Raw genomic sequence first — 26,759 nt, 5'->3', positions numbered from 1 at the left:
ACACTAAAGTTGTAGAAATGCTATAATATTTTACAAAATATATGATGAGGAGTTGGACTAAATGCTTTTACCCATTTTGCAAGTAAACTCTGAAGATCTACCGGAGATCGCTTTAGTATGTGGGGATCCAAAGAGGGCAGAATACATTGCCCGGCGCTTGGATAATTCGGTGGAACTCGCCTTCAGCCGCGAATACCGCACTTTTGCAGGAAAATACTTGGGAGTAGATTTAGCTGTTGTCAGCCATGGAGTAGGATCTCCTGGTGCAGCAGTGTGCTTCGAGGAGCTAATTAAAGGAGGGGTAAGAACCATTATCCGAATAGGGACAGCTGGATCATACACGTTGGATGTTCCCCCAGGTAGCCTTGTTATTAGTACTGCCGCTGTTAGGGAAGAGGGCTTGACGCGTCAGCTTGTGCCCCTTGGTTATCCTGCAGTGGCCGATAGCCGGATTGTAGATGTTTTATATCAAGAAGCAAATGATTTAGCCGTTAATGTCAAAAAGGGAATTACTCTTACATTGGATGTCTTTTTCATGGGAGTGGAAGAGTTTCCACATAAGAAATATCAGAGGGCGGGGGTATTGGCCGTAGAGATGGAGACTGCAGCTTTGTATGTAATTTCTTCCCTGCGGGGAATTAGAGCAGGAGCCATTCTTGCTATTGACGGGTATGCAGATTCTGATTTGGCTACAGAATATAATCCTCATACTGATGTTGTGGCAAAGGCAATTGAAAATGAGGTAGAAATTGTGCTGCGCTCAGTGCCTGCATTGCTAAAATTCTAAGGGTAGTTTCTGCAATTGGCTCAAATAGAACAAAGAATTGAAATCGAATGGGACAATATAACTTCTTCCTGAATATATTGGAAAGAAGGGAGGGGGCAGGCATGCCGTTAGGTCGTATGAATGTTTTCGGACAACAAAATTATTCTGGTCAGGAAAGTCCAAATCCCCAGGGCGGAGCGGGCATGAATTTTCTTAATCAATTTCCTATGCCTCAAGGGTTGCAAAGGATTGCCAATAAGCTTGGTGTAAACAGTTTTCCGATGCCACCCGGAGTTGATCGTTTTATGCAAAGGTTTGGCCCAGGCTTCGGAGGATCCGGCCAGGGCTTTGGAGGAAGCAACCAAGGCTTCGGGAGAGGGAACCGTGGTCTTAGAGCGGGGAATCCAGGACCCGGAGCGGGGAATCCGGGCTTCGGAATAGGGAACACGGGTTTTGCAGGCGGTGGCCAAAGTTTCGGAGCTGGCAAGCAGTTGTTCGGGGGCGGTGGCGCAGCGTTCGGAGGCAGCGGTTCTGCTTTTGGGGCTGGCAATAGGGACGGTGCCGCAGGCAATGCGGGGATTAGCGCTGGATTCTCCCCTATGAACGCAAATCCGGTTCTTAGCGCGGGCAGTGGTGTTAACATTTCTGCTGATGGGCCTAAGCCAAAGAAAGGAATCAAAGATTTCTTAAGCCAGTTCTTTAGCAAGAAGAGCTGACCCGAAAAGGTTACTCTAAAGCTGTAGCAACTGTAGCGATCGAAGACGAAAATTCATCTTAACAGTCACACGATAAAAATAGAAACTTTCGGGTATAGATAATAAAAGGGACTATGCCATGTGACCGGCTAGTCCCTTTCGCTTTTCGTATCGTTCAAAAAAGGGCACCCATTATCGATTATAGTTACAATAAATATTTTTGGCAAGCAGTTGTAATTCCTTTTGAAAAATTGTATAGTTAGCTTGTAAAGGTCTATACACTTTGTCTTTTATACGTAAGACAAGGGGGTGAACATCAAAGCACGATACGTTATGTCCAGGCGGTGTTAACTTTTCCGTAGATGTACACATGAAGGTAGTTCTGATCTAAGCCGTTAAGCATTCAAGTCCTTGTGAAAGTAAACTCATGAACAAGGAGGCTCCCATGAGTACCAAGAAACTTAATCAGGCAGCACTCGAATCCTGGGTAACTTCGATGATTGCCGCACAGCGCGTTTTTGCGGTGCAGGCCAAAGAAGATCGTTTTGCTTTTGCACCCTTATCTCAAGCACAAGACTTACGCCTAGATTACGATGTCACGATTCTGCCTCCCAAGAAATACTTTCTCCCCCAGCGCGAAGACCTTATGGAGTTTCATGTCAAGGGGGAATATCGAAGCCTCACGGAAAAAGAACCGTTTATCCTTTTGGGTGTTCATCCCTATGATGTGGCAGCCATAGCTCAAATGGACAGAATTTTTAGTGCGGATAACTATGATGTTCACTATATGACCAGACGGCGCAATGCGACGATTATTGCCTGTGATGTTCAGCGCCCCTCGCCTAATGTGTTTGCCGGTTATATGAACACAGCTACGGTTGAAGACGGGTTTGACGTTCTCTTAACCAAAATAGGGGATTCTTACTTGGCGGACGCCCGCACGCCGAAAGGAGAAGCTTTGCTTGAGCAAGCTAAGCATAGCGGGCAGCCTACGGAAGCAGACTTTGAGCAAAGGGAACAGGTCTGGAAGAGTAATAAAGGTCTTCTGCGCAAACAAAAATTAAAATGCAAAGCGGAAGAGCTTCCGGACATTTTGGAAAACTCATATTACGACCCGATTTGGGAAGAAAAATCCAAGCTCTGTTTTTCCTGTGGTTCCTGTAATCTGGTATGCCCGACGTGTTACTGTTTTGATGTCCAGGATGACCTTAATTGGGATATGCAGACAGGGACACGTACGCGGGCTTGGGACGGCTGTTTGCTCCGGGATTTCGCGGCCGTGGCCGGAGGGCATAATTTCCGCAGGCAGCGGGCAGACCGATACCGGCACCGCTATTACCGCAAGGGGAAATACATTGCGGAAAAGCTGGGCCAGATGGCTTGTGTCGGGTGTGGGCGCTGTGTGAGTGCCTGTGTCCCGAATATCGCCAATCCGGTTGAGGTGTACAACCGTTTGTTCATGAGCAGCAAAAACATTTATGTGCCTGAACCTGCCACTCTTTTAAAGGCGTTTCCGGTCACGGACAAAGAGACTTTCTATGAACTGAAGCTTGATTCCGGCCACGAGCTCGGGCACGAACCAGGGCAGTTCATTGAAGTATCCCTTCCCGGAATCGGAGAAGCGCCCATTTCCGTTTCTTCCTCTCCGACTCAAGAGGGGGTTTTTCAACTGGTGGTGCGGCGAGTCGGGAATGTGACCACCGCTTTAGGCAAACTCCAAGCAGGAGATAAAGTCGGAGTTAGGGGCCCGTTCGGCACACAATTTCCGGTGCATGATGTCATGAAAGGGAAAGATGTCCTGTTCGTGTGCGGGGGTATTGGCCTGGTTCCTGTTCGTTCGGCGATTCAATACATTATGGATAATCGCAAGGATTACGGGCGTGTAACCATTGTCTATGGGGTGAAAACCCCTGCCGATATCCTTTTTGCCGACGAACTGGAGGAGTGGCGCCATGTCCCGGGAGTTACGGTATTGGAAACCGTGGATTGCTGTGATGATACCTGGAGCGGCAATGTAGGAGTTATTACGAACCTCTTGCCAATGGTCCGCCTTAACTTAAAGAATACGGTGGCGGTAGTGTGCGGCCCACCGGTTATGTACCGCTTCGTGCTTGGTGAACTCAGTCAGATGGGAATGCCGGAAGACTCCATTTACATCTCTTTGGAAAGGCGCATGAAATGCGGTGTCGGAAAATGCGGCCATTGTCAGATGAATGATGTCTACGTCTGTCAGGAAGGGCCTGTTTTCAAGTATTCCGAGATTAAGGATGTTATGGAGGCAATATAAATGAGCAAACCTAAACTGGCCATATTTGATTTTGCCTGTTGTGAAGGGTGCCAACTGCAGATTGTTAATATGGAAGAGGAGATTTTGAACCTTATTTCCATCGTGAACCCGGTGCAGTGGCGCGAGGCCATGTCCGAAGAGAGTGACGAGTATGATATCGTGCTCATCGAAGGGTCGATTACCCGCCCGGAGGATGAAGAAAGGCTGAGAAGGATTCGGGAGAAGGCGAAAGTCCTGGTCGCGCTCGGTGCCTGTGCAGCCGGCGGCGGGGTAAACAAGCTCAAAAACACGCTCAATTTACAGGAGGCTAAAGAAACTGTTTACGGAACGGCAGCGAATATGCCTCACTTAAATACCTCCTCCACGAAAGCGGTTGATGAGGTGGTCGCGGTCGACTATAAAGTGTACGGCTGTCCGATTGACCGCCGAGAGTTTGCGTACATCGTGCGCTGCCTAGCCTTGGGCAAGACCCCGGAGATACCTGGCTATCCGGTATGTGTGGAATGTAAACTCAAAGAAAATGTGTGCCGCTACGAATACCGGGAAATCTGCCTTGGGCCTTTAACCCGGGCTGGATGCGGCGCGCGTTGTCCTTCCCTTAACACCTGGTGTTTTGGCTGCCGCGGTTCAATAGAAGAGCCAAACATTGACTCAGCTAAGGAAGTTGTCAGCAAGTACGGCAAAACCCTGAAAGATTTAGAAAACCGAATAGCTCTATTCGGAAGTAAGTAGAGGTAAGGCCGATGAATAAGAAAGTAGAAGTTCATCATGTCACCAGGATAGAAGGGCATGGGAATATTGTGGTAAACACTAAAGACGGAAAAGTTGAACAGGTAGAGTGGCAAGTTCCCGAGGCCCCCCGCTTTTTTGAAGCTATGGTTAAAGGCCGAAACTGGCAGGATATTCAAAGTATCGTGACCCGGATCTGCGGGATCTGTTCCATTTCCCACTCTCTGGCGTGTATCAAGGGTATCGAGGCAGCCATGGGCATTGCGGTTTCGGAACAGACAGAAAAACTCAGGCTGCTGGCGCACTATTCTGAGCAGTTCCAAAGTCATGTTCTCCATGTCGGGTATCTGGTTGCTCCCGACCTCTTAGGTGCCAAATCCGTAGTTCCGCTTGCTGAAAGCCATTATGATGTGGTGAAACTGGTGATTAAACTGCACCGGATTGCGAACGCCTGGTCCGATTTGCTGGCAGGGCGTACAACTCACCCGGTTACCTTTAAGCCCGGCGGTTTCAGCAGGATTCCGAGTGAAACAGAGTTGCGCGAGCTGAGAGAGACTTTGGCGGGCATTGTCCCGGATCTCAAAGCTTTAGCCGGTGTGGTCTTAAGCCTGGCGGACAAATTGCCGCAATTCGAACGGGACACGGAATACATTGCCCTGGTTCAGCCGGGAACCTACTCATTTTATCAGGGGGACATCGGAAGTACAGATATGCCCTCCACCACTCCGGTTGACCGGTTCGAATCCGTGGTCAATGAATATGTCCCGGAAGTATCAACGGCCAAATGGGCGCGCTGGCACCGGGATTCGTATGCGGTCGGTGCCTTGGCCCGCTTTAACCTGAATTCCGCGTATTTGTCTCCCTTGGCGCAAGAGATTGCCCAATCTTTCGGGCTTAAGGCGAAGTGCACCAACCCCTACTTCAACTCGATTGCTCAGTTGGTGGAGTGCGCCCAGCTGGTGGAGGCTTCCCTGGCTTTACTGGAAGAGCTTTTAGGTGCCGGGCTGAGACAGGAAAAACCTGAGGCAAGGCCTCAGGCCGGTGAGGGCGTGGGTTGCGTGGAAGCGCCCCGGGGGATTCTCTTCCACCGCTATGCGTTCGATCAACAGGGGAACTGTCTCGCCGCCAATCTTGTCATCCCCACGAATCAGAACCATGGCAATATCCAGAAAGATTTTGAAGCTCTGGTGCCGCAAATTTTAGACCGCAGTGAGGAGGAGATCAGGCTGCTCTTGGAGATGCTGGTGCGCGCTTATGACCCGTGTGTTTCCTGCTCAACGCACTAGGTTGCTCTTAGCTGGGGGGGTTCAGCAGATCCTGGGGAGCGGGGCTCCGGCCAGCATTTCAAGCAGGCGGGTCCCGCCCAGGGGAGTTTCTAAGAGGACCCGGCCCTGGCCGGAGCGGATTTCCCCGATAATAGCCGGATTTAGGCCGCTGACTAAGCCATTCACTTCATAATAGTCCCTGATAAAGCTGAGGATTTCCTCAGCTTTTTGCGCTTCCACAACAAGCATCACTTTGCCCTCGTTAGCCAGGTAGAGGGGATCAAGCCCCAGCAATTCGCAGGCTCCCCGCACTTCGTTTTTCACGGGAATTTGTTCATCTTTAAGCCAAATGTCTAGTTTGGCCGAGAGGGCGATTTCTTTGGCCGTTGTCGCTAACCCTCCTCTGGTGGGATCACGCATGAACTTAATAGACGATCCAAAGCGGGCAAGCAAGGCTTGGATCAGCCCGTTTAAGGCGGCACAATCGCTTAAGAGCGGAGTAGAGAATGAGAGCCCGGACCGCTCAGCGAGCACAGCTACCCCGTGTTCGCCCACCCCGCCGTTAATAATCAGCTGATCGCCGGGCTGGATTTTATCATAGCCAAGATGAATCCCCGGCTGCATCATTCCGATGCCGGTCGTGTTGATGTACATTCCGTCACAGCGTCCGCGCTCTACCACCTTCGTGTCTCCGGTGATGATTTTGACGTGAGCAGCACGGGCGGCTGCAGCCATGGAAGCTACGATTCTCTCAAGCAGACTCAGGTCCAAACCCTCTTCCAGGATAAAAGCGGCGCTTAAATACAACGGCTTGGCACCGCTGACGGCTAGGTCGTTCACGGTGCCGGCAATTGCCAGTTTGCCAATGTCCCCGCCGGGGAAAATAAGAGGGTTGACTACGAAAGAATCAGTGGTCATCGCAAGCAAGTTAGTTGGCGCAATATATGAATTTTCGTTCGGAAATACTTCGGCATCTGGAGCAGGGAAGGGCAGAATAGCAGCATCGCTCAAAGCCGCAAGCTCCGCAGAGGTAAAATATTTATGAAACAGTTCCTGTATCAGGGTATGGGTCAAAATCCCTCCGTCCCCGTGGGCGAGCAAGATGCGTTCAGCCATAGAGGGCACCGTCCCTTCGTTCGTACTTATAGTAAGCGGCACAAGTCCCTTCAGCCGAGACCATGCACGGCCCCACCGGGTTAAGGGGATTGCAGGCAGTGGCAAAATGCCTGCAGTTAAAGGGCAGGGCTTTGCCCTTAAGAATTTCCCCGCACAGGCAGCCTTTAGGCAGACGGGCCGTCGGCACGGACACTGAGTAACGGTCTTTGGCATCAAAGTGTGCATACTCCGGGTGCAAGACCAGGCCGCTTCCCGCAAGTTCCCCGAGCCCGCGCCATTTGGCTGGCCCTGGTTCAAAGAAACGCTCCACTAAGCTCCAGGCTTTAGTGTTTCCTCCTTCGCGCACAACCCGGGGATAAGCGTTGAAGGTATACGATTTGCCGTTAAGCAGCTGCTTCACGATTTCCTCCACCCCTGCGAGCAGGTCTAATTCAGCAAAACCGGTAATGGCAGCGGGCACTCCGAACCTTTGCCCGACAAAGTCAAAATGACGCCGCCCTGTGATCGCGGCCACATGCCCGGGCAAGATCAGACCGTCCAGCTTAAGGCCTTCGTCTTCGAGAAGGTTCGCGATAACCGGAGCGGCCAGCTTATGCACGCTGTAAAGGCTAAAGTTGTCCAATCCCAGAGTCTCTGCCTGGGCCAAAGCGGCGGCCACAGTCGGCACGGTGGTTTCAAAGCCGATGCCGAGAAAGACTGTCTGGCGTTTAGGGTTGGCTTCGGCTAAAGTTACGGCTGCCAACGGAGAGTAAACAACCTGGACATTCGCCCCCTCGGCTCTGGCTTGGGCCAGGTTGCCGCTGCTTCCGGGTACGCGCATCATGTCGCCGAAGGTTGCAACCGTGATCTGAGGCAGAGCAGCCAAAGCCAGCATGTTGTCGATATCCTGCTGATCTGTAACACAGACCGGGCAGCCGGGCCCGCTTTTGAGTTCAAGGAAAGGCTTGAGCAGTTCACGGATACCGCTTCGGGAAAAGGCAACGGTATGAGTTCCGCACACTTCCATTAAAACCAGGCGGCGGCCGGATTTGTCAGTCCATTGGTGCAGGAGTTCTTGTACGTTCGTAAGCATTTTGCGGCCCAGTGCCGGATCGCTAAAGTCCGATAGCATAGATTTCCCTCCACAAGACCAGGCTCTCCAGGGCGGATTGTTCATCAATCACTTGGATTGCGAACCCGGCATGAACCAGAACATAGTCTGCAAGCGCGGGCGGGTCGATGAGCATGGTATTCACGGTGGTGCGGCTGCCGAAGGTTTCCACTTCGACAGACTGCTCGCCTAAGAGCGAGACGACTTTAGCGGGTATTGCCAGACACATGCATTTTCCACCTCCAGTAAGCTGCAACGGCTTGGCCCAAAGCCAGGCCGCCGTCATTGGCCGGAACTTGCCGGTGAGTATAAACATCAAAACCATGGGCAGTTAAGAGTTGTTTCGTTAAGGAAAGCAGATAGGGGTTTTGCCATACTCCGCCGCTAAAGACCACGCGCTTAAGTCCGGTCTGCGCCCGAACGTCGGTCACGGCTTTGAACACCATGGCAGCGACAGTGTGATGAAAACGGCGGGCTATCTCCTGCCTTTCCTTGCCCTGTTGTAGGTCGGCCAGTATTTCGGCGAATAGTCCTTTAACTTTGAGAGTCCCAGCCTCAAGCGTAAAAGGATAGGGATTTAAAGCCGATCTTGTGCTAGCTTCGGGTTCATGAAGCTCTTTGATCAATCCCTGATTCGGCATCATGGCAGTGAGCGCCAGCTCTCCCAGTTCGATCGCGGCCTGGCCGTCATAGGTATTTTCCCGGCAGAGCCCCAGGATCGCTGCAACGGCGTCAAAAAGTCTGCCGGCACTGGATGAGTAAGGAGCGTTAATTCCCTTTTCAATCATTTGGAGGGCAATAGCCAGTTCTTGTTCTCGCTCTGGAAACAGGCTTAAGGCTTTGTCCCAACCGGCCTGGCCGAAGCGGGTCCAAAGATAGGCAGCGGCCGTGAGCCACGGGTTGGCCACCGCCCGCTCCCCGCCGGGCAAAGGGATTTCTTCTAAGTGAAGGTGGCGGGTAAAGTCGTTGTAATCCCCGGAAAGGATTTCGAAGCCCCAGAGGCGGCTGTCCGGGCCGTACCCGGTACCGTCCAAAATAGCCCCGATGACTTCCCCGCGGAGGCCGTTGTCAGCCATGGCAGAAACCAGGTGGGCATGGTGATGCTGAATCGGAAGCTGGGTCTGGGGCAGCTCAGGGTGTTTTAACACGGAGTTAAGGCTGTAACTGGGATGAGGATCGTACCCAAGCACCAGCGGGCGGATTGACAGGAGGCTCTCCAGTTGGGATAAGGAATAAGTATAGTTTTCCAAACCCTCGAGGGAGCGCATGTCTCCCAGGTGTTGGCTGAGAAACGCCTTGTTCCCTTTGATCAGGCAAAACGTGTTCTTCATTTCCCCGCCTAAACCGAGAACCTGGGCTTCCGCTTCAAAGGGCAAGGTCAGAGGGGCTGGGACATAGCCGCGGGAGCGGCGGTAGAAGTGGATGTCCTGGCCGATCACGCGTACCACGGAATCATCGCAGCGGTTAATGACCGTTCGGTCATGAACTAAGAAATAATCAACGTAGGGAGCCAATTCTTTGAGGGCTTCTTCATTATCCTTGACAATCGGCAGCCCCTTGGCATTGCCGCTGGTCATGACCAAGAGATCAATTTCCGGCGGAAAAAGCAGAAGATGGAGAGGGGCGTAGGGAAGCATAACCCCGAGGGTGGGGTTGTGCGGTGCCAGCCCCTGAAGAGCATCCAGCCCCTGAGGAGGAGCCTCTCTAGCCCTGAGAATGACGATCGGGGCAGCCGGGTCTGAGAGGGCTTGGATTTCTCTAGGATTAAGATGGCAATATTTCTTTACTGCTTGAAGATCACGGGCCATTACGGCCAGTGGCCTAAACGGCCTTTTCTTGGCTGAGCGCAGTCTTTGTACGGCGGCATCATCCAAGGCGGAACAAACCAGGTGAAAGCCGCCGATTCCCTTGACCGCGATGATTTTCCCGCGCCGTATCAGGTCATGGAAGTTTGCGAGCCAAGAGCCGGACAAGGCTTGGCCGTCCTTCGCAAGTAACTGAACTTGAGGCCCGCACTCACGGCAGGCTGTGGGCTGGGCATGGAAACGGCGGTGAGCGGGATTATGGTAATCGTGTTCGCAATCTGCGCACATGCTGAACTCGGACATCGAAGTCCGCACCCGGTCATAGGGAAGAGCCTTAATCAGGGTAAAGCGGGGTCCGCAATTCGTGCAGTTGGTAAACGGGTATTGGTAGTAACGGCTTGCGGGCGTGAAAACCTCATCCCGGCAGTCCGGACACATAGCCAGGTCCGGGGGAACTAAAACATGGGCCTGCGGGGACACTTCGCTCTCTAAAATACGGAAATCACGGTAGTTTTGCGGCTGGACTTCCCGTTGGCTGAGGTGTGTGATCTGGGCCAGGGCAGGTTTTTCCTGCGGCAGCGCCTGCAAAAATCCGGCCAGATTTTCCGGGCGGCCCTGTACTTCCAGAATGACTCCGCGACCGGTGTTTTCCACCCAGCCGGCAAGCTCCCACTCTTTCGCCAGACGGTAGATAAATGGGCGAAATCCGAGCCCTTGCACCATGCCGGAAATTTCGAGATGCCAGCATTTAAGTAAGGTATCTTTTTGAGCTTGGTGAAGGGGTTGGTGCGAGTTTATGGACATACCGGCGTTATCCTCTCTGGGCTTTCTTAAGGGCGAAGCCCGCCAGCTGTTCTGCGAAGGAGTCTATTCCTGTGTCTTGGCGCGCGGACACATAATGAATCTGCAAATCAGGATTAATTGCCAGGACATCATGCTCCAATTCCTTGATGTTAAAATCCGTATAAGGGAGAAGGTCTGTCTTATTAATTACGAGGATTTGGGCCTCGCGGAACATGAGCGGATATTTAACGATTTTGTCATTCCCTTCGGTCGTGCTTAAAAGCGCGATGCGCAGGTCTTCTCCCAGGCTGAATTCAGCCGGACACACCAGATTGCCGATGTTTTCAATGATAATCAGATCCAGTTGAGCCAGATTTAGCTGTTGCAGCGCCTGGTAAATCATGCGGGCGTCTAGGTGGCAGCCTCCGTCCGTGTTGAGCTGCACGGCGGTTACCCCCTGGGCTGAAATGCGGTCCGCATCGCGGGTGGTGGCAATATCTCCTTCAATGATGGCCACACGCACTTTGTTTTTGAGCTTGGGCAGGGTTTTTTCCAAAAGGGTGGTTTTCCCGGCTCCGGGGGAGCTCATAATATTTACGAGGAAGATTCCGTTGTCTGCACATACATACCGGATCTCGGCCGCCAACTCGTCATTGCGGGCTAACAGGGTTGTTCCCAGTTCAACTTTAATAGTCACGAAGCAGGTTCCTCCTCCCCTTCAAAATGATCAATGTACAACTCGCGCCCGGAGAGGATGTCAATGCGGACGCTCTCACACGCAGGGCAGACAAAGAGGTAGTTGTCGACTAAAGAAAATGAATGGCCGCACGCTTGACATTTCCCCAGAGTTTCCCGCTCCTCAATCTCCAACAAAGCTTGTGGGCTTAAAGGAGGCTCTCCCTTGAATACTTCGAAGGCCAACCGGAGAGCATCAGGCAGGGCCATAGTCATTTTTCCCACGACCAATTTGACCCGGGTAATCTCACGGATGTTGTTTTCCTGGGCACTTGCGGCCAGGAGGGTGACCATTTCCGACATTAAGCTCATCTCGTGCATCATTGACGCCGCCTTTACTTCGGGATATCCAGCTTGAAATTAGTCTGCACTTGTTAATCCTTTGATGGCATGGGGTTTTAGTTAATAGTTTCTAATGTTCACATAAAAAGGCTCGAATTATACACCGGCTATTATAGCTACTATACATTTACCATTTTAAATGGATCATTGAATTTGTGCAAGTATGAACAAGAACAAACACAAATAATTTAATAGGCGGGACTCGTCCTGCTCCCGCCTAAAGCTTTTGTTGCTTTTTCTTACTTTTTCCCTCGCAGTGCCTCGTCTTCAGATAAGCCGTGCCAGTCTCTCGAATCTGTGCTCGGCTGTTCTTCAGGTCGGTGGGGTGTTGGTTTTGTGTTCGGGTTCGCGTTCTTATCGGGGAATCCTTTTTTCATACGTTAGCCTCCATATTGCTTTTAAATAATCCGCTCTACCAGTTTATCCGTATTTGCCTAAAATTATCGGGCATGGGCTTAGCTTTTTCGCATGAAGGCTACACCTTGCTTCATGGGTGTTAAAGAAGTTAGCGTGTAAGGGCCAAAAATGCAAAAATAGCGCCCAGGAGGATAAGCTGATGAACCAGATAAATCATCAAAGAGTGTTTGCTGAGACTTGAGATCAATGAAGTGGGTAGGAAGGTTCGTCTGGGTTGGGGGAAACCGGGATTTTCCCTGCGAGCGTTCAAGTAGAATAGCTGATAAGCGATAAGTCCTAAAATGGATACGGAAAGGTAAGGAAAGATCGGGAAGTAGTCGATACTCCCGAACTGGGGATATTTTACCCCAAATGGCAGGAGCAGAGGCGTTGCCAGGTAAAGTTTTTTAAGCTTGAATCCGATGATTGCGGATAGAATAGAGAGTATGATGAGAATGGGGATTTTTTGCTTGCGCAAGAAAAATAAAATAAGGGTTGCGACTCCGAGGAAATGCAGGATTCCGAAGCGGACGTATTGCTCCGGCATGACCAAATAAGTAATAACGGTGATAATCAACCCATACGAAAATATTTTTAGACCTTGGCGCAGGGGATTGCGGCTTAGTCCGCTGGTAACGCCGGACACAAATATAAAAAGCAGGGCCGAAGTTTTCTGCACAGTATGCCACAACGGGGCATGGTAGTCTATGGGGAAATTTGCAAATTCCTTTAGGTCGTAAACAAAGTGATAGATAACCATTAAAACGATGGCCAACGCTTTGATCAAGTCAAGTTCACGGATGCGTGTGTAAGAATTAATATCGACAGCCAAAATCTTCTAATCCTCCGTTTCGTTGACAGACGTGTTTGAAATGTTATTAGACTAAATTAAGTATCATAGATATTTGTTCGTGAGAATGAGAACGAGCGATGTTTTGGGCTCTAGGACTATTGGGGTGGACCGTAATAGTACTTCCGGGGGATTGACATACTATATATGGTGTTGCTAAAATAACTCATGTACTACATATGGGGGTGAGCCTGTGCGTTGTCCGTTTTGTGGAAATGAGGATACCAAAGTCCTCGACTCCCGCCAAGTAGAGGAAGGCTCGGCGATACGGCGGCGGCGGGAATGCGACGATTGTTCCCGGCGTTTTACCACGTATGAAAGGTATGAGGATGTGCCTTTGGTCGTGGTCAAAAAAGATGGACGGCGAGAAGGGTTTGCGCGGGCCAAACTGATGGCAGGCATGCTTAAAGCTTGTGAAAAGCGGCCGATTACTGTCGAACAGATTGAACAAGCGGCCTATGACATTGATAAGGCTTTACGCAACAGTCATGAACGGGAAGTTTCAAGCGAAGAAGTAGGGGAGGCGGTGATGGAACATCTTTTTAACCTGGATGAAGTAGCATACATCAGATTTGCTTCGGTTTATCGTCAGTTTACAGATGTTCAGCGTTTTATGCAAGAATTGAATGAACTGATGGAGAAAAAGGGCAGGCAGTTACGATAAAAGATGGTTGGGGGAATCGACATTGAGTTTCGAAGAAAAAGTACCGAAAACATGGCCTAAGGCAAACCTTACGCCTAATGCTCGTGTGGTGCTGGAAAAACGCTATCTGAAGCAGGAAAACGGAAAAGCGGTGGAAAGCCCGGAAGATATGCTTTACCGGGTTGCCACGGTGATTGCACAAATTGAAGAAGAAAAGTACGGCAAAGGGAAAAAGGAAACTCAAGCTCTGGCTAAAGAATTCTATGCCATGATGGCTAATCTCGAATTTATGCCTAATTCACCGACCTTAATGAATGCCGGCAGGGATCTTGGCCAACTGAGCGCATGTTTTGTCTTGCCTGTTGAGGACAGCATGGAAAAAATCTTCGATGCGATTAAGAATGCTGCCATTATTCATAAATCAGGGGGAGGGACGGGATTCAGCTTTTCCCGCCTGCGCCCTAAAAACAGTGCGGTCCGCTCGACCGGTGGAGTCGCTTCCGGTCCGGTATCTTTTATGAAAGTGTTTAACTCAGCTACGGAAGCGGTGAAGCAGGGGGGCACCCGCCGTGGCGCGAATATGGGGATACTGAGGGTGGATCACCCGGATATTTTGGAATTCATTCAGTGCAAAGAAGACAACAAGGAAATAACGAACTTCAATATTTCCGTTGGCATCACCGAGCAATTTATGGAAGCCTTGCGTGCGGGACAAGCCTATGACTTAGTTGACCCTCATACAGGCAAAGCAGTGATGCAGCTATCCGCGCTGGAAGTGTTTGACAAAATTGTCGACCATGCCTGGCGCAACGGGGAACCGGGCGTTGTGTTCCTGGACCGCCTGAATAAGGACAACCCGACTCCGCATCTGGGAGAGATTGAGGCGACCAATCCGTGCGGGGAACAGCCCCTTCTGCCGAACGAAGCCTGCAACCTTGGTTCGATAAACCTTAAGCTGATGGTTACGGAAAAGGACGGCAAGGTTGTGGTGGATTGGGAAAAGTTAGGGCACATCACGCGGCTGTCTGTGCGTTTTCTGGATGATGTGATTGATGCCAATCAATACCCGCTGCCGAACATTGAGGAAATGGTCAAGGGGAATCGCAAGATTGGCCTCGGGGTCATGGGTTTTGCGGATATGCTGATTTTGCTCCAGACTTCCTATGCTTCGGAAGAGGCCGTAGAGTACGCGGAAAAAGTTATGAAATTCATGCAGACCGAGGCGCGGCTCGAATCAGAGCGCCTGGCAGCAGAAAGGGGCACTTTCCCCAACTATTCCGGCTCTATCTATGACGGGATGATGAAGCTGCGCAATGCGACCTTGACCACGATTGCTCCGACCGGGACGATTTCTATGATCTGCGGGGCTTCCAGCGGAGTGGAGCCATTATTTGCAGTGGCGTATACAAAGACCGTGATGGATGGCACTTCCCTGGTGGAGGTCAATCCGATTTTCGAACAGTTTGCGAATGAGTTTTCCTTCTACTCCCCGGAGCTTATGCACAAAATCGCTGAAACCGGTACAGTCTTGGGCGTCCCTGAAGTGCCGAACTGGGTCCAGGAAGTCTTTATCACCGCTCAGGAAATCGAACCGGAATGGCACATCAAAATTCAGGCCGCTTTCCAGAAATATACGGACAATGCCGTTTCGAAGACGATTAACTTCGCTAACGCGGCTACGCACGAGGATATTGCCAAGGCTTACCGCCTTGCGTATGACCTTAATTGCAAAGGGCTGACCGTGTATCGCGATGGCAGCCGGGAGGAGCAGGTGCTCTCGACCGGTACGGCAGCAGCACAGAAAGACAACGGCAAGAACGCCACCGGCGGCGATAATACCGCTCTTCCGCCCAAAGTGCCGTTTGTGCCCGAAGTGAACACGGTAATGCCACGCCCGCGCCCGGCAGTGACGATGGGGGTTACGGAAAAGATCAAAATCGGCTGCGGCAACCTTTATGTCAGTGTTAATGCCGATGAGAAAGGGATCTGCGAGGTCTTTACCAATACCGGACGGGCCGGAGGGTGCTCCTCACAGTCCGAAGCCACCGCCAGGCTGATCTCGATTGCGCTTCGTTCCGGGCTGTCCGTAGAGGCGATTATGGAGCAGATTCGCGGCATCCGCTGCCCCGCCTGCATCCGCCGTGAGGGCGTGACCGTCACTTCCTGCCCGGATGCCATTGCCCGCGTCATCAAGAAATATATGGACATCGGCCCGAATGGCAATGGAAATGGAAACGGTAATGGAAATGGTAACGGGAATGGAAATGATGCAGCCATGAAAATGGTGAATGCTTCAGGTCCAACCGCAGCAGAGAAGGCTGTTGTGAAGAAAGCCCGGGCCGGAGTGGCCGTGGACAATGCCTGCCCGGAGTGCGGCATGCCGATCAATCATGAGAGCGGCTGCGTTGTCTGCACCCATTGCGGCTACTCGAAGTGCGGATGATTGACTGTATTAGGATAATAAAGTCTGCTACTATACTGTCTGAGTAAAGGTTCCACATTAGCTTAACTTTCTCCAATACAGGATATTGTGAAGAGAGTTAAGCTAATGTTTTTTGGGTGCGATCCACTGAGAGTTTGTAGACTTAGTTCGCTTGGTCGCAGAAGATGAAGTGTTAGACAATATGTTTCAGTGGACGGGGCACGTCGAGACGGTTTGTTGTCTCAACAAAAAAGACATCTGAAACCTCCTTAAATAGCTGGTTTCGGGTTTTTAGGCATGTGTTTATGTGGGCAACGTGGGACGGTGAAGGAAATATAAGGGTTTATGTTCTTGAATGTACGTAGTGGGTATGTTCAGGGGAACATACTAATTATGTAAATTTAACCATGTTCTTTGCCAATTTATAGTGCATGTGGATACATCAGTTTCTTCTTTTGATTAGGCTCCCAAAACTCATACCTACTAAGTGTGATATAATAAACACAATTATTTGGAAAGATGGTAAAAAAAGATGGAGGACTGTTGTACTATTCAAATCGAACCAATAAAATTCGACTTAGGGTTTAGTTGCCCGGAGTGCGGCGATAAGGGCAGACCAATGAAAATCATCACTTTGAAAAGCCTGTTAGTGCGTGCATTAGCTAAACTAGAACCTTCAGCTTCTTACAAAACGTGTACCAACAAAACCTGTTCCGTAGTTTATTTTAGTGAAAAACAAGAGGTATTTGAAACGAAAGACATGAAAGTCGAAGTCTATACGAAAAGCGATAACGAAGACTGCCCAGTTTGTTACTGTTTCGGATGGACTAAGAAAAGAGTACAACAAGAATTAGCGGAAACTGGCAAGAGTACCGCCTTAGAGGAGATAACCGCACATACAAAGGCTGGTCGTTGTGGCTGTGAGGTAAATAACCCAGAGGGTTCTTGTTGCATCGGTAACGTAAAACGCCTTTTGGAGTCAATTACTAAGGAGAGCTAATTCGTGTTTAACGCAATTATACTATTTATTCTCGCTGGTTTAGCCGAAATAGGGGGAGGTTACTTAGTGTGGCTTTGGCTCAGGGAAGCAAAGCCATTTTGGTATGGGATTTTAGGAGACTAATCCCCATTCTTTACGGCGTCATACCCACTTTTCAGAAGTACCCGAACTTTGGCAGAGTTTATGCAGCATATGGAGGAATTTTCGTTTTTTGCAGTCTTATGGGGTTAGGGAATTGATAAGAAAGTACCAGATATGTATGATTGGATAGGAACTGCTATTTGTCTAGTTGGTGTGTCTATAATGTTGTGGGCACCACGTCATTAGCACCTACTCTTTTTTAGTTACCCACATGATAATTCCTCAACTGCCCTCGCCAAGTCATCCTCGTGCAGCACCGTGTAGACCAATGCCTGCTCCACGTTCGAAGTCCTTTTTGTCAAGGTAGTTTTATTAGACTTTATTCCAGCTAGTGCGGACATCCGGATTAACGCTGTAAGAGGCAGGGCCATTTCCCATTTCATACACCACCGTGGCTAGTTATATCAGAATGAACAATACCCCACCAACGCTGATTTCAACGTTAGGAGGGCAAGTTGTGGAACAACGAGGTGTCCTTAGGAAATGTGGAAAGATAGTTCTGGTGAAGCGGTGATAGAATAGGTGACGACCAGAACGTTTTGGATGCTCTGGCTTTTTGCACGGTAGAATAACCGATTATTTAATCGGTTTTGGGACGGATTCAGATACTGAATTTTAAAAACCATACGTGAGGTTCAAGCCTAGGAGCTGGTCCAAGCTGGAATACATGCTTCCGCCGGTCGGCGTACCCACTGTTGACACTGTATTGACGCTTGCATCCTTTTCCACAGAGCTTATCAGGTTGCCAACCGTGTCATAACCATAGGTCATGCTCGGACCGCTCATAACGGATGAACTTGTGAGATGCCTTTCCAAATCATAGCCTAAGTTATAAGTGGGTCCACCGGAGAGGTTGATTTGACTCAAATTTACCGTAATCGTCGTAACCAGCACAGACACTGGTTCTTTTTGGATTAGCCTTCTGGGTTATTCTCCCATCTTGGTTATAACTGTAATTCGTGGTATGATGATCGGTATCGGTTTCCGTTAGAAGATTGTTATCCCGGTTATAGGTAAATGAACTATTATCATAAGAAGACATCCCTGTAATGGAAACATTTGTAACATTGCCATTGGCATCCAAATTGTTTGTTGTTATATTTCCCGCATTATCTGTCACCGTGCGCAGTTGTTCTTGCCCATCATAACTATATTAGGTCGTTGCTCCGCTTGGTAACCTGCGTTGGCTGGCCGAAAGGGTCATTTTGATAGCTTAAAGAAATATATTATAAACATCCAGAATTGGGCAGAATGTATCTCACAGTTCTGGCTTTTATCTTTCGTTTTTTTATAAGTGATAAGTAGCCTGAAAAAACAGTACTTCGGTGAATGCCTCGATCGGAGGAGATCTAGAATAGGAGTTGTAAAAATGGATTTAAAGGAACTCCACAATATTCCAGTCTTGAGCTCTTTGAATGAGGAACAGCTTAAAAAGATCCAAGAAGTTGCTCGCGAAAGCGCATTTAAGAAACGTGACAGCATATTTACTGCCGATGAAACGGACAATTTCATAATCATTCTTATAACAGGCAAGGTTCGCATCTATCTGGCCTATCCTGATGGCAAAGAATTTACTATTGCATTCCTGGAGCCCGGGGATCTTTACAGTAGTCATTCACGGACGTTTGCAGAAGCCATGGAGACTACTAGGATTTTGGCGATCGATATAGAAACTTTTTTCCGTTTTATGATCAATAACACTGCTATCCTCGTCAATATGGTTAAAGTTCTGGGCCAAAGCCTAGGGAATACATTACATATCATAGAAAATCTGGCTTTCCGTGATGTGGATAAACGTCTCGCATGCTTTCTTTTGGATGCTGCTAAAGATAGGGGCATAAAAAACCATGAGGGAATTCTTATCAGCTTGGACCTGACGGTCGAAAATATAGCCTCAGTAGTAGGGAGTTCCCGTCAGACTACATCCACGATCCTGAACCGATGGCAAAAAGAAGGAATACTAAGACTCAATCGAACATATTTTGTTCTGTTTAATGTCAGTAAATTGCTTGAAATAGCGGGAAAAGATGATTTACAAAGTATGTTGTCAAAAGAATAAAAGCTGTCAGATATCTGACAGCTTTTTATTTCACTCTGAGCTAAAATAATTATCAGAAATGTAAAATATTTTGGTGAACACTCTCGGTTAAAAACCTTGACCTGAAATTAAACGGATTTTCAAGATTGTAAAAGTGTTTTAATAGGGATCTACAGTAAAAAAGGCATAGCAAAGCTAGCCCTGGCAACGAGCTTCTGCGTTAAATGTTTAGATCGCGAGATTTAAGCCGCCATGATGATTCAAGTATTGGTGTATCTCCGATAAAACCTTTTTCACGAAATCAGTTATAAACCATCGGGAATCCGCATTTGCAGATAGGTGTTCCTGTTGATGTAAGCTTAAACTTCTCGTGCTTAGAGTCAGATTTCTTACGGGGATTAACAGCAATAATGGGGGTGATATCCCACGAATCAAGCAAACAGTAAATTAGATAGGCATCATGGGCAGAGTCCAGGCTCAGCTCAGCGAAGGAGAACTCCGGATAAAACTTACGGGCTTTGTCTAAGGCAGACACACACAGAATACTATCATGACGCTTAGCAGCCGCAAGCATAAAGTAGATAGGCAAGTCATAAGGGCTGTCAGAGGCAACAAACTCGTAAAGGGAACGCCCCCAAAAATACTCTTCTCGATAGCTATCCCAACCCCAGGAAGCGTCTGGATCGGAAAAGGATCTTGGACAGTCGCAGTTATAAACACCTTGTTCATGGCATGAACAAGTTTTGCGACCCAATCGGTTTGACCCACTCCTGACGGTGGTAGCGTCACCGGCAAGAGAAAGATTCGAAGGATCCCCTAAGAGACCGAAATGGGCCGAAGGCAGGACGAAGCAATGTTTAAAGAGGTTCATAACAACCTCATAGGGAGCAGATGGTGCCGGAGAGTCTTGGGACTTGGTAACCCGGTTCACCAAGCGCTCAACGCTACCTGGGTGTTTGGGAGTTTCCATTTTCTCATTTCTTTTACCCTTTTGGCGTGGTTTTTGGTTAGGGGATTTTAGGCGAGGTTTGGTATGTCCCTGCGCTAACCAAATGCGGTCAATAAACTCGTAGAAAGTACCAATGCCAGGAGTGTCGTTTGGTTCAAATCCGCGGAGAATAGCAAGCACTGGCTGCGATTTCAAAGCTTTAACCCATTTAGTAATACTAACGAAGCCTTCCAAGCCCATCACAAAGAAAGAGCGCAACATAGCTAGGGGATCGCGAGGAACCTTGCCACGCTTAGAGGAAACGTAACAGGGCTCAAGAATAGGAATCGCTCTTGACAAATCTGCAAGCCACACCTTGGCAATGGTCGCCTGATAATTTTTCAGAATTCGTCGCTTTTTCGGTGAGCTATACCACTTGGAAAAGTGAGTGACGAGAGACTGACGGAATTGATCATGAGATTTCCACTCGATAACCAGAAGAAATCACCCCTTGAACCGTAGTAGGCAGTAAACAATGCCTCCATCACGATTATTGGGGTAATTTCTAAAAGTCAAGGGGTTTTAAGTCGAATGATATCTTTATTATTCGACACAGGTTTTGTAACTACTGATACAGATTTGAGGGCAAGAACCGTTAAAAACCAGATTAAAATTTGCTTTTGCTGGAGGAAAACTAATTTTGGTGTATTCCGCAAGGCAATAAAATAGCCCTCGGAAGATAATCCGAGAGCGTACTTTGGTATTAGAGGAGGAGACCGAGATGATCCCAGTTACTGATCTGTCCACGGATTCGGGAGTTCAACAATTATTAATCAAGGCACAGGCGGAAAATGTAGAGACAGCGTTTGAACGTGCCAAAGCACAGCAGCCTCATTGCAAATTTGGGCTCACGGGAGTGTGTTGCCGCCGCTGTTTGCAGGGTCCTTGCCGTATAACCTTCAATGGCACAAAAGGCGCCAAGCGCGGTGTGTGCGGAGCCACTGCCGACCAGATTGTCGCCCGGAATTTACTGTCACTTATCGTTGAAGGCACCACCCCTCACGTTGAGCACGCTAGGGAAGTCCTTCACACTTTTTTAGAAGCTGCTCAGGGTAAAGCAGCGTACGATATTAAAGGAAAAGACAAGCTCTTGTCTATTGCAAAGAAACTGGGCATAACCGTCGATCATAGAGGGCTCGACGAAGTTGCAAAAGAAGTGGCTTTAATAGCATTAACGGATTTTCAGCAACAGTCAGGAGTGGCGAATTGGCTTCGCTTGCGGGCCCAAGACAAATCAGTTGAAACCTGGGAAAGGTTAAACATTCTTCCTTCAAATGCCCACCTGGAAATTGCCAATGCGATTAACAAGACGGCTATGGGTTGTGAAAGTGATCCAGTAAGCCTTCTACTCGCGATCATGAGAATGGGTCTTGTCGAAGGCTATGATGGGTTACATCTTTCGACGGATTTGCAAGATATTCTATTTGGAACCCCCAGGCTTGTCAAAACTCAGTACCGCATGGGTGTCATTAAAGAAGACTACGTTAATATTGCCGTTCACGGGCATATCCCTATGGTGTCCGAGAAAGTTCTGGAATGGAGTCGGAAGCTGAATCATGAGGCTAGAGATTTGGGAGCAAAAGGTATCAATATCGTGGGAATCTGTTGTAGTGCCAACGAACTCTTAATGCGCCAGGGCGTATCGGTTGCTACTAATTATGCAAGCCAGGAATTGGCTATCATTACGGGGGCTCTAGAGGCGATGGTGGTTGATGCCCAATGCATCATGCCCGGTTTAGCCCAAGTCGCAGAATGTTATCACACAGAACTTATTTCGACTCTACCGAATATTAGAATCGAAGGAGCCAGTCATGTGGACTGGACGCCGGAAGAAGCTGACAAGATGGGCGAGGAAATCGTTCGCCGGGCGCTCTCCCACTATAGCGAACGAGATGCCTCTAAGGTTCAGATTCCGCCGGACACCGTAGAAGCTTACGTGGGTTTTTCTACAGAACAGATCACAGAACTCTTGTCAACTCTCAATGGGGAAGACCCGCTCAAACCGTTAGTTTCTGCTATAGTCGACGGTGATATTCTCGGGGTGGTAGCCATAGTAGGATGTACAAATCCTAAAGTGAAACAAGACTGGGCCAACACAGAAGTTGCTAAAGAACTGTTAAAAAACAATGTCTTGGTAGTCGCTTCCGGTTGTTCCGCCCATTCTCTGGGTAAAAATGGCCTATTATCGCCAGATGGATTGAGGTATTGCGGCTCGAAACTTGCGAAAGTATTGACCGCGATCGGGCAAGCTAACGGTCTGCCTGCTTTACCGCCTGCACTTCATATGGGGAGCTGTGTTGATAACTCCAGGATCGATGATCTTCTCATAGCCCTGGCTGATCATATGGGTGTGGCTGTCAGGGAACTTCCAGTGGCCGCGTCAAGTCCAGAAAATCATAGTCCAAAAGCACTGTCGATAGGCACGTTCTTTATCGCCCAAGGTGTTGATGTTCATATCGGAGTCAATGCCCCAATAACCGGCTCACCAATGGTTGAACAGGCTCTTACCGCGAATAAAGGAGATTTTTTGGTGACTACCGATGAACTCTTTGGGGCAAAACTAATTTATGAAGAAGAGCCGATTTCGGCTGCTCGTACTCTTATCAATCGGATTATGCAAAAACGGAAGGCTTTAGGGCTTATTTGTCCTGAAGCCATAGAGAGTGCTGCGAAATAAAGAAAATGGAGAGAGACTTTATGAGCGATAATAGCATTAAAATCGCAATTTCAGGTAAAGGGGGTGTCGGCAAGACTACGCTAGCCTCACTATTGTGCCACCTCTATGCCCGTGATGGAAAAAAAGTACTGGCTGTCGATGCCGACCCTGACGCCAATCTAGGAACAGCTTTAGGTTTTCCACGAGAGTTGTTGGACACCCTTACCCCTTTATCAGAAGAACGTAAACTTATAAAAGACCGCACCGGAGCAGAACCGGGCACAATTGGAGCTATCTATAGTTTAAACCCGAGAGTCGATGATATTCCAGATACCTATGTAGCGGAATATCAGGGGATTAAACTGCTTAGAATGGGCTCTATAACCCAAGGAGGAACTGGCTGCGCCTGCCCTGAAAACACCCTGCTCAAAAATCTTTTAGAGCATATTGTTCTCGTAAGAAACGAGACTGTTATTGTTGATATGGAAGCGGGCTTAGAGCATTTTGGGCGTGGAACAGCGAGAGGGGTCGACGCTTTCATCGTAGTAGTGGAACCCGGTCGACGCAGTTTTGAAACCGCTCATTCCGTAGTGAAGCTTGCTTATGATCTTGGGGTTCACAATGTTTATGCAGTTGCCAACAAGGTTCATGGAGGACAATTGGATGACATCGAACGTGAAATTGATTTTCTCCCCATACTCGGTTATTTCCCCTATGATCCGACCGTGGTGAACGCAGATTTAAACGGAAAAAACCTTTTTGAACTGGAGCCGAAATTCGTTGAACAGGCGAAGAAGATCAAGGAAAAAATCGACTCCATCTTGACTTGACAGTGTCTTCTTCAATTTCAGTCTTAACCTTTGTAATTTTCAGATGAGAACACGAAAGTGGCACGATGGTTGTGCAACCTGTTTGCTCAAACCACGTCATTGCCAACCCGGGGTTGTTTCTTGGAGTTTCGGAAGAACCTTTTGGATCATCTCGACATCACTCATGCTGTTGGGATCCAGTTGGTAATGGGTAATGATTTGAACTGGGTTGTCTTCAGCGCAGGTCTCCGCAAGGTTGACCACATAGCCAACATGATCCTCACCTGCCTTTTTCCGGTACGTTACCTCCGTATCATAGGCGGATTGCAGAGAACTTGCTGCGATAGCTTTGTGCTCTTTAGCTAACCATACCTTGCGTTCATCATTAAAAACCGCTTGTTCGTTGAGAAATCGTTCGAGCAATTGAATCTTTAGATGGTGTTGAGTTAGTTCAGCCCCCAAATTCAAAATCTTTTCCAGGCGTGAAAAAGTTTCGGAATCTTTCACCTTGTAAAGGAGTTTGGTTTTGTAGTTGGGTTCTAAAAATTCTTTGAGGGCAGGGCTGAGGATTTCAGGGGGGCAAGCCTTGATCCCTTGAAGTAAAACATCATAAGCCAAGGCAAGCCTTCCGGCCCGTTTGATGTTGGACATGATCTGGGAGGAATCCATTCTCTGTTCATCGGTATTTAACTGGGCTACTTCAATAAAGTGTTGGACGAGTTTTTCAAACTGTTGAAAGATCATATCGCTTTCCTGGGGGTGATCTAGCGTGTAGTTATACAGTCTGGCCCGAAAACCATAGAAGGTCCGAGGTGCAAAATAAAGTTCTCCTATACTTCGCAGGCCCAAGGCATAGGAAATCTGATAGTTATAGGCATACTCGTCAAAAAGGACTTCGTCGACATAGCCTTTTAAATGCTTGATGATATCGAGACTGGCAAAGATGTTGACAGGAAAATTAGGACCCCTATTGTCACTGGAATAAAGATGAGCGAATAACTTTTCATTGATTTGAGTAAAGACATGTTCATAAAACAGTCCGGTCCAGCTTTTTCCAGTCTTTCTTTCAAGCGGGTGTCCATTCCACTTAAACTATTAAAAAGGTTCGTTTGCAAGTGAGCCTTATTCTCTTGTTTATTTTAAGATATCTTCGAATATATTCATAATACTATATATTTCGATATAATGTGTTTGAATCCCTGCATTTAGGCAGAAAAGCCAGGGGGATTCTGCAGTGAAATCAAATCTTAAATATTAATTTAGGGGGGGTCCGGTGGCTATTTCAATTGGGCCTTTAGCGGATGACATTGAAGAAGTTGATAAAATTAATGAAATTAAATTTGATTTTCAGTTTATTAAAAGAAGTTTTGACGCGCTAACTGAGGATTTACTGTTTTTGCATGAACGTCTAAACGTGCGAGCTTCACTGGCCGCGGTGTTTGTTGAAGCTATTGAATAACTATATAAATCCGCTCAAGAATATTCGCTTAAACGATGGAGATTACCGTAAACTCGAACAATTAGGCCTTGCTCCGCATGAAGAGGACGTAATAAGTATTTTGATGATGCTCGAAAAAACCTTTGATGCTGCTGTCGAGCAGGTCGCCAAACGAAGGGGGAATCCTTGATGAATTGGCCGGTGCGCCAGGTTTGCCTGCGCTGTGAGGAGTGTGTGCTCCCTAAAACGGATGGACTATGTCCAATCCGCTTGTGCGCTAAAAGCATAGTCAGTGGTCCTTGTGGAGGTGCCATCAACGGAAAGTGCGAGGTCAACTGCTTATCGTTATGTGTCTGGAATGCTATTTACCGGCGCTGGGCAAAAATGAACACGCCGGAATCGTTGCCTCAATTTTACAAAGATTATGCCCGCCCTGTAATTTTAAACCAAGAGGGAATGTCCCATGTCTTTTGATGAAGTTTTGCAAAAAAAGGATTTTCTGATTACAGCAGAGTTAGTCCCGCCTAGAGGTACAGAGATTACCAAGCTGTTACAACAGGCAGCAGACCTGGAAATTTTTATTGATGCCTTCAACCTTCCGGACAATCCCGGTGCCCGCTTGCGTGCTGCACCGCTGGGATCAGCGCACATTCTTCAATCCAAAGGTTTTGAGATGATTTATCAGGTTACCTGCCGGGATCGCAACAGACTTGCTCTGCAAGCTGATCTTTTGGCAGCCGGAAGCTTGGGTATTCGCATCTTTCAAGTTCTTAATGGAAGCTGTGAAAGACATACCGGTTAAGATTCTGGCAGGTATCCTGCCGCTCCGTTCAGCCCGGATGGCTCGCTGGGTAAACGAGTATGTCGCGGGAGTTTCCATTCCTCCTAATATCATACGCCGGTTGGAGACTGCCAAAGATCCTGTTTTGGAAGGATGGCGCATCGTAGAGGAAACCATCGATGCCATCAAAGAGGTTAGTGACGGCTTGCATTTCATGCCTTTAGGAGATAGTCAGGGACTGGCAACATTTCTCAAATCACTGCTTTGATTAGGAATAGGGTTAGTCTTTTAAGTAGCGAAGAGAGAAGGGCAATGCCTTCTTAAGTGTGAAACAATCACACTACGAGCAAGGTAACACCTTGTGAAGTGCGAAGGATCTCTGGGCACTTGGACAGTCTAAAGAAGAGGAACATCAAGATACAAAGCTTGGTGGTCAAAAGATTAGACTAGCATTTGAGTAAACCAAGTAATTGATGGGTGTATATGGGTGCTAACATTTAAGCCTGGGATTACGTGGGAAGATTCAAATGGGATGGCAGTCCAAGGTCAGAACCGGACTCGGGAAATCCGACCGTCCGGGATCGCAGGGGGGCGTCAGGAAACGTGGTCTTGAACGAGATGCGCGCGCCTGACATCTATTCCGACTAGGCCACCGAATGGTGGCCTTTCTACCCGGAGTACGTGCTCAATTGAACCAAGGAGCAAATATTGTGACACTCTCAGAGGAAACGGAGAGAAACGGGGAATACAAAGCGTCTCCTAAAGTTCGAAAGGCACGTATCTACTCGACCCCACACAACGGGGAACAATTCTGATTGCGCCAGGATAAGTCTGGTAAAGGGGAATGCCATTAGGCTGAAACCTTTAGTAGGAACCTTGCAGGGGGAGGTACCCTGTCCGGCAAAGTCTGGTCAACAGCCGGAAGCGAGTCTTGCATGGTAGGAAGCGATTTCTAGCGTGAAGCGTAGACAGCGAGTGCAAAAG

27 protein-coding genes and 1 pseudogene are annotated in these 26,759 nt (G+C 48.5%); 17 read left to right on the top strand and 11 right to left on the bottom strand.

The genetic code is table 11. The features are described from left to right. Window positions 1-61 precede the first annotated feature (61 nt). The 5 genes from ACYQ2N_RS09635 (at window position 62) to ACYQ2N_RS09615 (ending at window position 5,763) form a co-directional block, all read left to right on the top strand. Entirely contained in the window at window positions 62-787 is a 726-nt protein-coding gene (locus tag ACYQ2N_RS09635; RefSeq protein ID WP_459999041.1) for a nucleoside phosphorylase, read from the top strand. Window positions 788-888: 101 nt separating this feature from the next. Next, window positions 889-1,482: a hypothetical protein gene (locus tag ACYQ2N_RS09630; RefSeq protein WP_459999040.1), complete on the top strand. Its 594-nt coding sequence runs from the start codon at window positions 889-891 to the stop codon at window positions 1,480-1,482. A 424-nt stretch (window positions 1,483-1,906) separates the two neighbouring features. Beyond that, window positions 1,907-3,748, top strand: coding sequence for a 4Fe-4S dicluster domain-containing protein (locus ACYQ2N_RS09625; protein WP_459999039.1), 1,842 nt, complete (start codon window positions 1,907-1,909; stop codon window positions 3,746-3,748). Beyond that, entirely contained in the window at window positions 3,749-4,480 is a 732-nt protein-coding gene (locus ACYQ2N_RS09620) for an NADH-quinone oxidoreductase subunit B family protein (RefSeq protein WP_459999038.1), read from the top strand. Between the two features lie 11 nt (window positions 4,481-4,491). After that, complete coding sequence (locus ACYQ2N_RS09615; protein WP_459999037.1) at window positions 4,492-5,763, top strand: Ni/Fe hydrogenase subunit alpha; 1,272 nt, start codon at window positions 4,492-4,494, stop codon at window positions 5,761-5,763. A 21-nt stretch (window positions 5,764-5,784) separates the two neighbouring features. On the opposite strand, the gene hypE is transcribed toward ACYQ2N_RS09615, so the two are convergent. The 8 genes from hypE to ACYQ2N_RS09575 all read right to left on the bottom strand — a co-directional run bounded on the left by hypE (window position 5,785) and on the right by ACYQ2N_RS09575 (window position 12,841). Beyond that, on the bottom strand, window positions 5,785-6,858 hold the full coding sequence (gene hypE, locus ACYQ2N_RS09610) for a hydrogenase expression/formation protein HypE (RefSeq protein WP_459999036.1): 1,074 nt from the start codon (window positions 6,856-6,858) through the stop codon (window positions 5,785-5,787). Beyond that, entirely contained in the window at window positions 6,851-7,969 is a 1,119-nt protein-coding gene (gene hypD / locus ACYQ2N_RS09605; RefSeq protein ID WP_459999035.1) for a hydrogenase formation protein HypD, read from the bottom strand. The genes hypE and hypD overlap by 8 nt, the downstream gene beginning before the upstream one ends. Further along, complete coding sequence (locus tag ACYQ2N_RS09600) at window positions 7,953-8,177, bottom strand: HypC/HybG/HupF family hydrogenase formation chaperone (RefSeq protein ID WP_459999034.1); 225 nt, start codon at window positions 8,175-8,177, stop codon at window positions 7,953-7,955. The genes hypD and ACYQ2N_RS09600 overlap by 17 nt, the downstream gene beginning before the upstream one ends. Next, a complete protein-coding gene (gene hypF / locus ACYQ2N_RS09595; protein ID WP_459999033.1) occupies window positions 8,155-10,557 on the bottom strand; it encodes a carbamoyltransferase HypF in 2,403 nt (800 codons plus the stop codon). The genes ACYQ2N_RS09600 and hypF overlap by 23 nt, the downstream gene beginning before the upstream one ends. Before the next feature lie 7 nt (window positions 10,558-10,564). Further along, window positions 10,565-11,233: a hydrogenase nickel incorporation protein HypB gene (gene hypB, locus ACYQ2N_RS09590; RefSeq protein WP_459999032.1), complete on the bottom strand. Its 669-nt coding sequence runs from the start codon at window positions 11,231-11,233 to the stop codon at window positions 10,565-10,567. After that, complete coding sequence (locus ACYQ2N_RS09585; RefSeq protein ID WP_459999031.1) at window positions 11,230-11,592, bottom strand: hydrogenase maturation nickel metallochaperone HypA/HybF; 363 nt, start codon at window positions 11,590-11,592, stop codon at window positions 11,230-11,232. Before ACYQ2N_RS09585 ends, hypB begins: the two co-directional genes overlap by 4 nt. A 260-nt stretch (window positions 11,593-11,852) precedes the next feature. Beyond that, window positions 11,853-11,990, bottom strand: a complete 138-nt coding sequence (locus tag ACYQ2N_RS09580; RefSeq protein ID WP_459999030.1) for a hypothetical protein — start codon at window positions 11,988-11,990, stop codon at window positions 11,853-11,855. A 128-nt stretch (window positions 11,991-12,118) separates the two neighbouring features. Further along, window positions 12,119-12,841, bottom strand: coding sequence for a heparan-alpha-glucosaminide N-acetyltransferase (locus ACYQ2N_RS09575; RefSeq protein ID WP_459999029.1), 723 nt, complete (start codon window positions 12,839-12,841; stop codon window positions 12,119-12,121). Between the two features lie 211 nt (window positions 12,842-13,052). Here ACYQ2N_RS09575 and nrdR point away from each other — a divergent pair, with 211 nt between their 5' ends. From nrdR to ACYQ2N_RS09555, 4 genes and pseudogenes are all read left to right on the top strand, one after another. Continuing rightward, window positions 13,053-13,523 carry a transcriptional regulator NrdR gene (gene nrdR, locus ACYQ2N_RS09570; protein WP_459999028.1) on the top strand — a complete coding sequence of 157 codons (471 nt, stop codon included), beginning with the start codon at window positions 13,053-13,055 and terminating at the stop codon, window positions 13,521-13,523. 22 nt (window positions 13,524-13,545) lie between these two features. Further along, a complete protein-coding gene (locus ACYQ2N_RS09565) occupies window positions 13,546-15,945 on the top strand; it encodes a vitamin B12-dependent ribonucleotide reductase (protein ID WP_459999027.1) in 2,400 nt (799 codons plus the stop codon). 511 nt (window positions 15,946-16,456) lie between these two features. Beyond that, window positions 16,457-16,924, top strand: coding sequence for a putative iron-sulfur cluster-binding metallochaperone (locus ACYQ2N_RS09560; RefSeq protein WP_459999026.1), 468 nt, complete (start codon window positions 16,457-16,459; stop codon window positions 16,922-16,924). A 3-nt stretch (window positions 16,925-16,927) separates the two neighbouring features. After that, a pseudogene (locus ACYQ2N_RS09555) lies at window positions 16,928-17,251 on the top strand (YnfA family protein). A 429-nt stretch (window positions 17,252-17,680) separates the two neighbouring features. Here ACYQ2N_RS09555 and ACYQ2N_RS09550 read toward each other — a convergent pair. Further along, window positions 17,681-17,959, bottom strand: coding sequence for a hypothetical protein (locus ACYQ2N_RS09550; protein WP_459999025.1), 279 nt, complete (start codon window positions 17,957-17,959; stop codon window positions 17,681-17,683). Between the two features lie 475 nt (window positions 17,960-18,434). Between ACYQ2N_RS09550 and ACYQ2N_RS09545 the strand changes: the two genes are divergently transcribed. Continuing rightward, window positions 18,435-19,124: a Crp/Fnr family transcriptional regulator gene (locus tag ACYQ2N_RS09545; RefSeq protein ID WP_459999024.1), complete on the top strand. Its 690-nt coding sequence runs from the start codon at window positions 18,435-18,437 to the stop codon at window positions 19,122-19,124. 280 nt (window positions 19,125-19,404) lie between these two features. On the opposite strand, the gene ACYQ2N_RS09540 is transcribed toward ACYQ2N_RS09545, so the two are convergent. Continuing rightward, window positions 19,405-20,391 (bottom strand): hypothetical protein, encoded by a 987-nt coding sequence (locus ACYQ2N_RS09540; RefSeq protein WP_459999023.1) that lies wholly within the window; start codon window positions 20,389-20,391, stop codon window positions 19,405-19,407. Window positions 20,392-20,812: 421 nt separating this feature from the next. Between ACYQ2N_RS09540 and cooS the strand changes: the two genes are divergently transcribed. Together cooS and ACYQ2N_RS09530 are read left to right on the top strand one after the other, a co-directional pair. After that, window positions 20,813-22,768 (top strand): anaerobic carbon-monoxide dehydrogenase catalytic subunit, encoded by a 1,956-nt coding sequence (gene cooS, locus ACYQ2N_RS09535; protein WP_459999021.1) that lies wholly within the window; start codon window positions 20,813-20,815, stop codon window positions 22,766-22,768. Between the two features lie 20 nt (window positions 22,769-22,788). Beyond that, entirely contained in the window at window positions 22,789-23,577 is a 789-nt protein-coding gene (locus ACYQ2N_RS09530) for an ATP-binding protein (protein ID WP_459999019.1), read from the top strand. Window positions 23,578-23,673: 96 nt separating this feature from the next. On the opposite strand, the gene ACYQ2N_RS09525 is transcribed toward ACYQ2N_RS09530, so the two are convergent. After that, the gene (locus ACYQ2N_RS09525; protein ID WP_459999018.1) at window positions 23,674-24,300 is read right to left on the bottom strand and encodes a hypothetical protein; all 627 of its coding nucleotides are present in this window, start codon (window positions 24,298-24,300) and stop codon (window positions 23,674-23,676) included. A 529-nt stretch (window positions 24,301-24,829) separates the two neighbouring features. Here ACYQ2N_RS09525 and ACYQ2N_RS09520 point away from each other — a divergent pair. The 5 genes from ACYQ2N_RS09520 to ACYQ2N_RS09500 are packed head-to-tail and all read left to right on the top strand — an operon-like array spanning window position 24,830 to window position 26,043. Further along, window positions 24,830-25,015 (top strand): hypothetical protein, encoded by a 186-nt coding sequence (locus tag ACYQ2N_RS09520; protein ID WP_459999017.1) that lies wholly within the window; start codon window positions 24,830-24,832, stop codon window positions 25,013-25,015. Then, complete coding sequence (locus ACYQ2N_RS09515; protein ID WP_459999015.1) at window positions 25,008-25,184, top strand: ubiquitin family protein; 177 nt, start codon at window positions 25,008-25,010, stop codon at window positions 25,182-25,184. The genes ACYQ2N_RS09520 and ACYQ2N_RS09515 overlap by 8 nt, the downstream gene beginning before the upstream one ends. After that, window positions 25,184-25,468: a methylenetetrahydrofolate reductase C-terminal domain-containing protein gene (locus ACYQ2N_RS09510; RefSeq protein WP_459999014.1), complete on the top strand. Its 285-nt coding sequence runs from the start codon at window positions 25,184-25,186 to the stop codon at window positions 25,466-25,468. The genes ACYQ2N_RS09515 and ACYQ2N_RS09510 overlap by 1 nt, the downstream gene beginning before the upstream one ends. Beyond that, window positions 25,458-25,796 (top strand): methylenetetrahydrofolate reductase, encoded by a 339-nt coding sequence (locus ACYQ2N_RS09505; RefSeq protein WP_459999013.1) that lies wholly within the window; start codon window positions 25,458-25,460, stop codon window positions 25,794-25,796. The genes ACYQ2N_RS09510 and ACYQ2N_RS09505 overlap by 11 nt, the downstream gene beginning before the upstream one ends. Then, the gene (locus ACYQ2N_RS09500; protein WP_459999012.1) at window positions 25,777-26,043 is read left to right on the top strand and encodes a methylenetetrahydrofolate reductase; all 267 of its coding nucleotides are present in this window, start codon (window positions 25,777-25,779) and stop codon (window positions 26,041-26,043) included. The genes ACYQ2N_RS09505 and ACYQ2N_RS09500 overlap by 20 nt, the downstream gene beginning before the upstream one ends. Window positions 26,044-26,759: the final 716 nt, after the last annotated feature.

The sequence above is a fragment of the Paradesulfitobacterium aromaticivorans genome (assembly GCF_054657415.1).
The sequence above is the reverse complement of the archived record's forward strand: the minus strand, read 5'-3'. Positions and strand labels throughout refer to the sequence as shown.

Excerpts from the sequence above, each read along its gene's own strand:
- hypE (WP_459999036.1), bottom strand. The coding sequence starts at position 6,858 with ATGGCTGAACGCATCTTGCTCGCCCACGGGGACGGAGGGATTTTGACC.
- ACYQ2N_RS09585 (WP_459999031.1), bottom strand. The coding sequence starts at position 11,592 with ATGCACGAGATGAGCTTAATGTCGGAAATGGTCACCCTCCTGGCCGCA.
- ACYQ2N_RS09530 (WP_459999019.1), top strand. The coding sequence starts at position 22,789 with ATGAGCGATAATAGCATTAAAATCGCAATTTCAGGTAAAGGGGGTGTC.
- ACYQ2N_RS09615 (WP_459999037.1), top strand. The coding sequence starts at position 4,492 with ATGAATAAGAAAGTAGAAGTTCATCATGTCACCAGGATAGAAGGGCAT.
- ACYQ2N_RS09505 (WP_459999013.1), top strand. The coding sequence starts at position 25,458 with ATGTCTTTTGATGAAGTTTTGCAAAAAAAGGATTTTCTGATTACAGCA.
- ACYQ2N_RS09625 (WP_459999039.1), top strand. The coding sequence starts at position 1,907 with ATGAGTACCAAGAAACTTAATCAGGCAGCACTCGAATCCTGGGTAACT.
- ACYQ2N_RS09580 (WP_459999030.1), bottom strand. The coding sequence starts at position 11,990 with ATGAAAAAAGGATTCCCCGATAAGAACGCGAACCCGAACACAAAACCA.
- ACYQ2N_RS09635 (WP_459999041.1), top strand. The coding sequence starts at position 62 with ATGCTTTTACCCATTTTGCAAGTAAACTCTGAAGATCTACCGGAGATC.
- ACYQ2N_RS09560 (WP_459999026.1), top strand. The coding sequence starts at position 16,457 with ATGGAGGACTGTTGTACTATTCAAATCGAACCAATAAAATTCGACTTA.
- ACYQ2N_RS09620 (WP_459999038.1), top strand. The coding sequence starts at position 3,749 with ATGAGCAAACCTAAACTGGCCATATTTGATTTTGCCTGTTGTGAAGGG.
- ACYQ2N_RS09630 (WP_459999040.1), top strand. The coding sequence starts at position 889 with ATGCCGTTAGGTCGTATGAATGTTTTCGGACAACAAAATTATTCTGGT.
- ACYQ2N_RS09525 (WP_459999018.1), bottom strand. The coding sequence starts at position 24,300 with ATGATCTTTCAACAGTTTGAAAAACTCGTCCAACACTTTATTGAAGTA.
- cooS (WP_459999021.1), top strand. The coding sequence starts at position 20,813 with ATGATCCCAGTTACTGATCTGTCCACGGATTCGGGAGTTCAACAATTA.
- hypD (WP_459999035.1), bottom strand. The coding sequence starts at position 7,969 with ATGCTATCGGACTTTAGCGATCCGGCACTGGGCCGCAAAATGCTTACG.
- ACYQ2N_RS09545 (WP_459999024.1), top strand. The coding sequence starts at position 18,435 with ATGGATTTAAAGGAACTCCACAATATTCCAGTCTTGAGCTCTTTGAAT.
- hypF (WP_459999033.1), bottom strand. The coding sequence starts at position 10,557 with ATGTCCATAAACTCGCACCAACCCCTTCACCAAGCTCAAAAAGATACC.
- ACYQ2N_RS09510 (WP_459999014.1), top strand. The coding sequence starts at position 25,184 with ATGAATTGGCCGGTGCGCCAGGTTTGCCTGCGCTGTGAGGAGTGTGTG.
- ACYQ2N_RS09600 (WP_459999034.1), bottom strand. The coding sequence starts at position 8,177 with ATGTGTCTGGCAATACCCGCTAAAGTCGTCTCGCTCTTAGGCGAGCAG.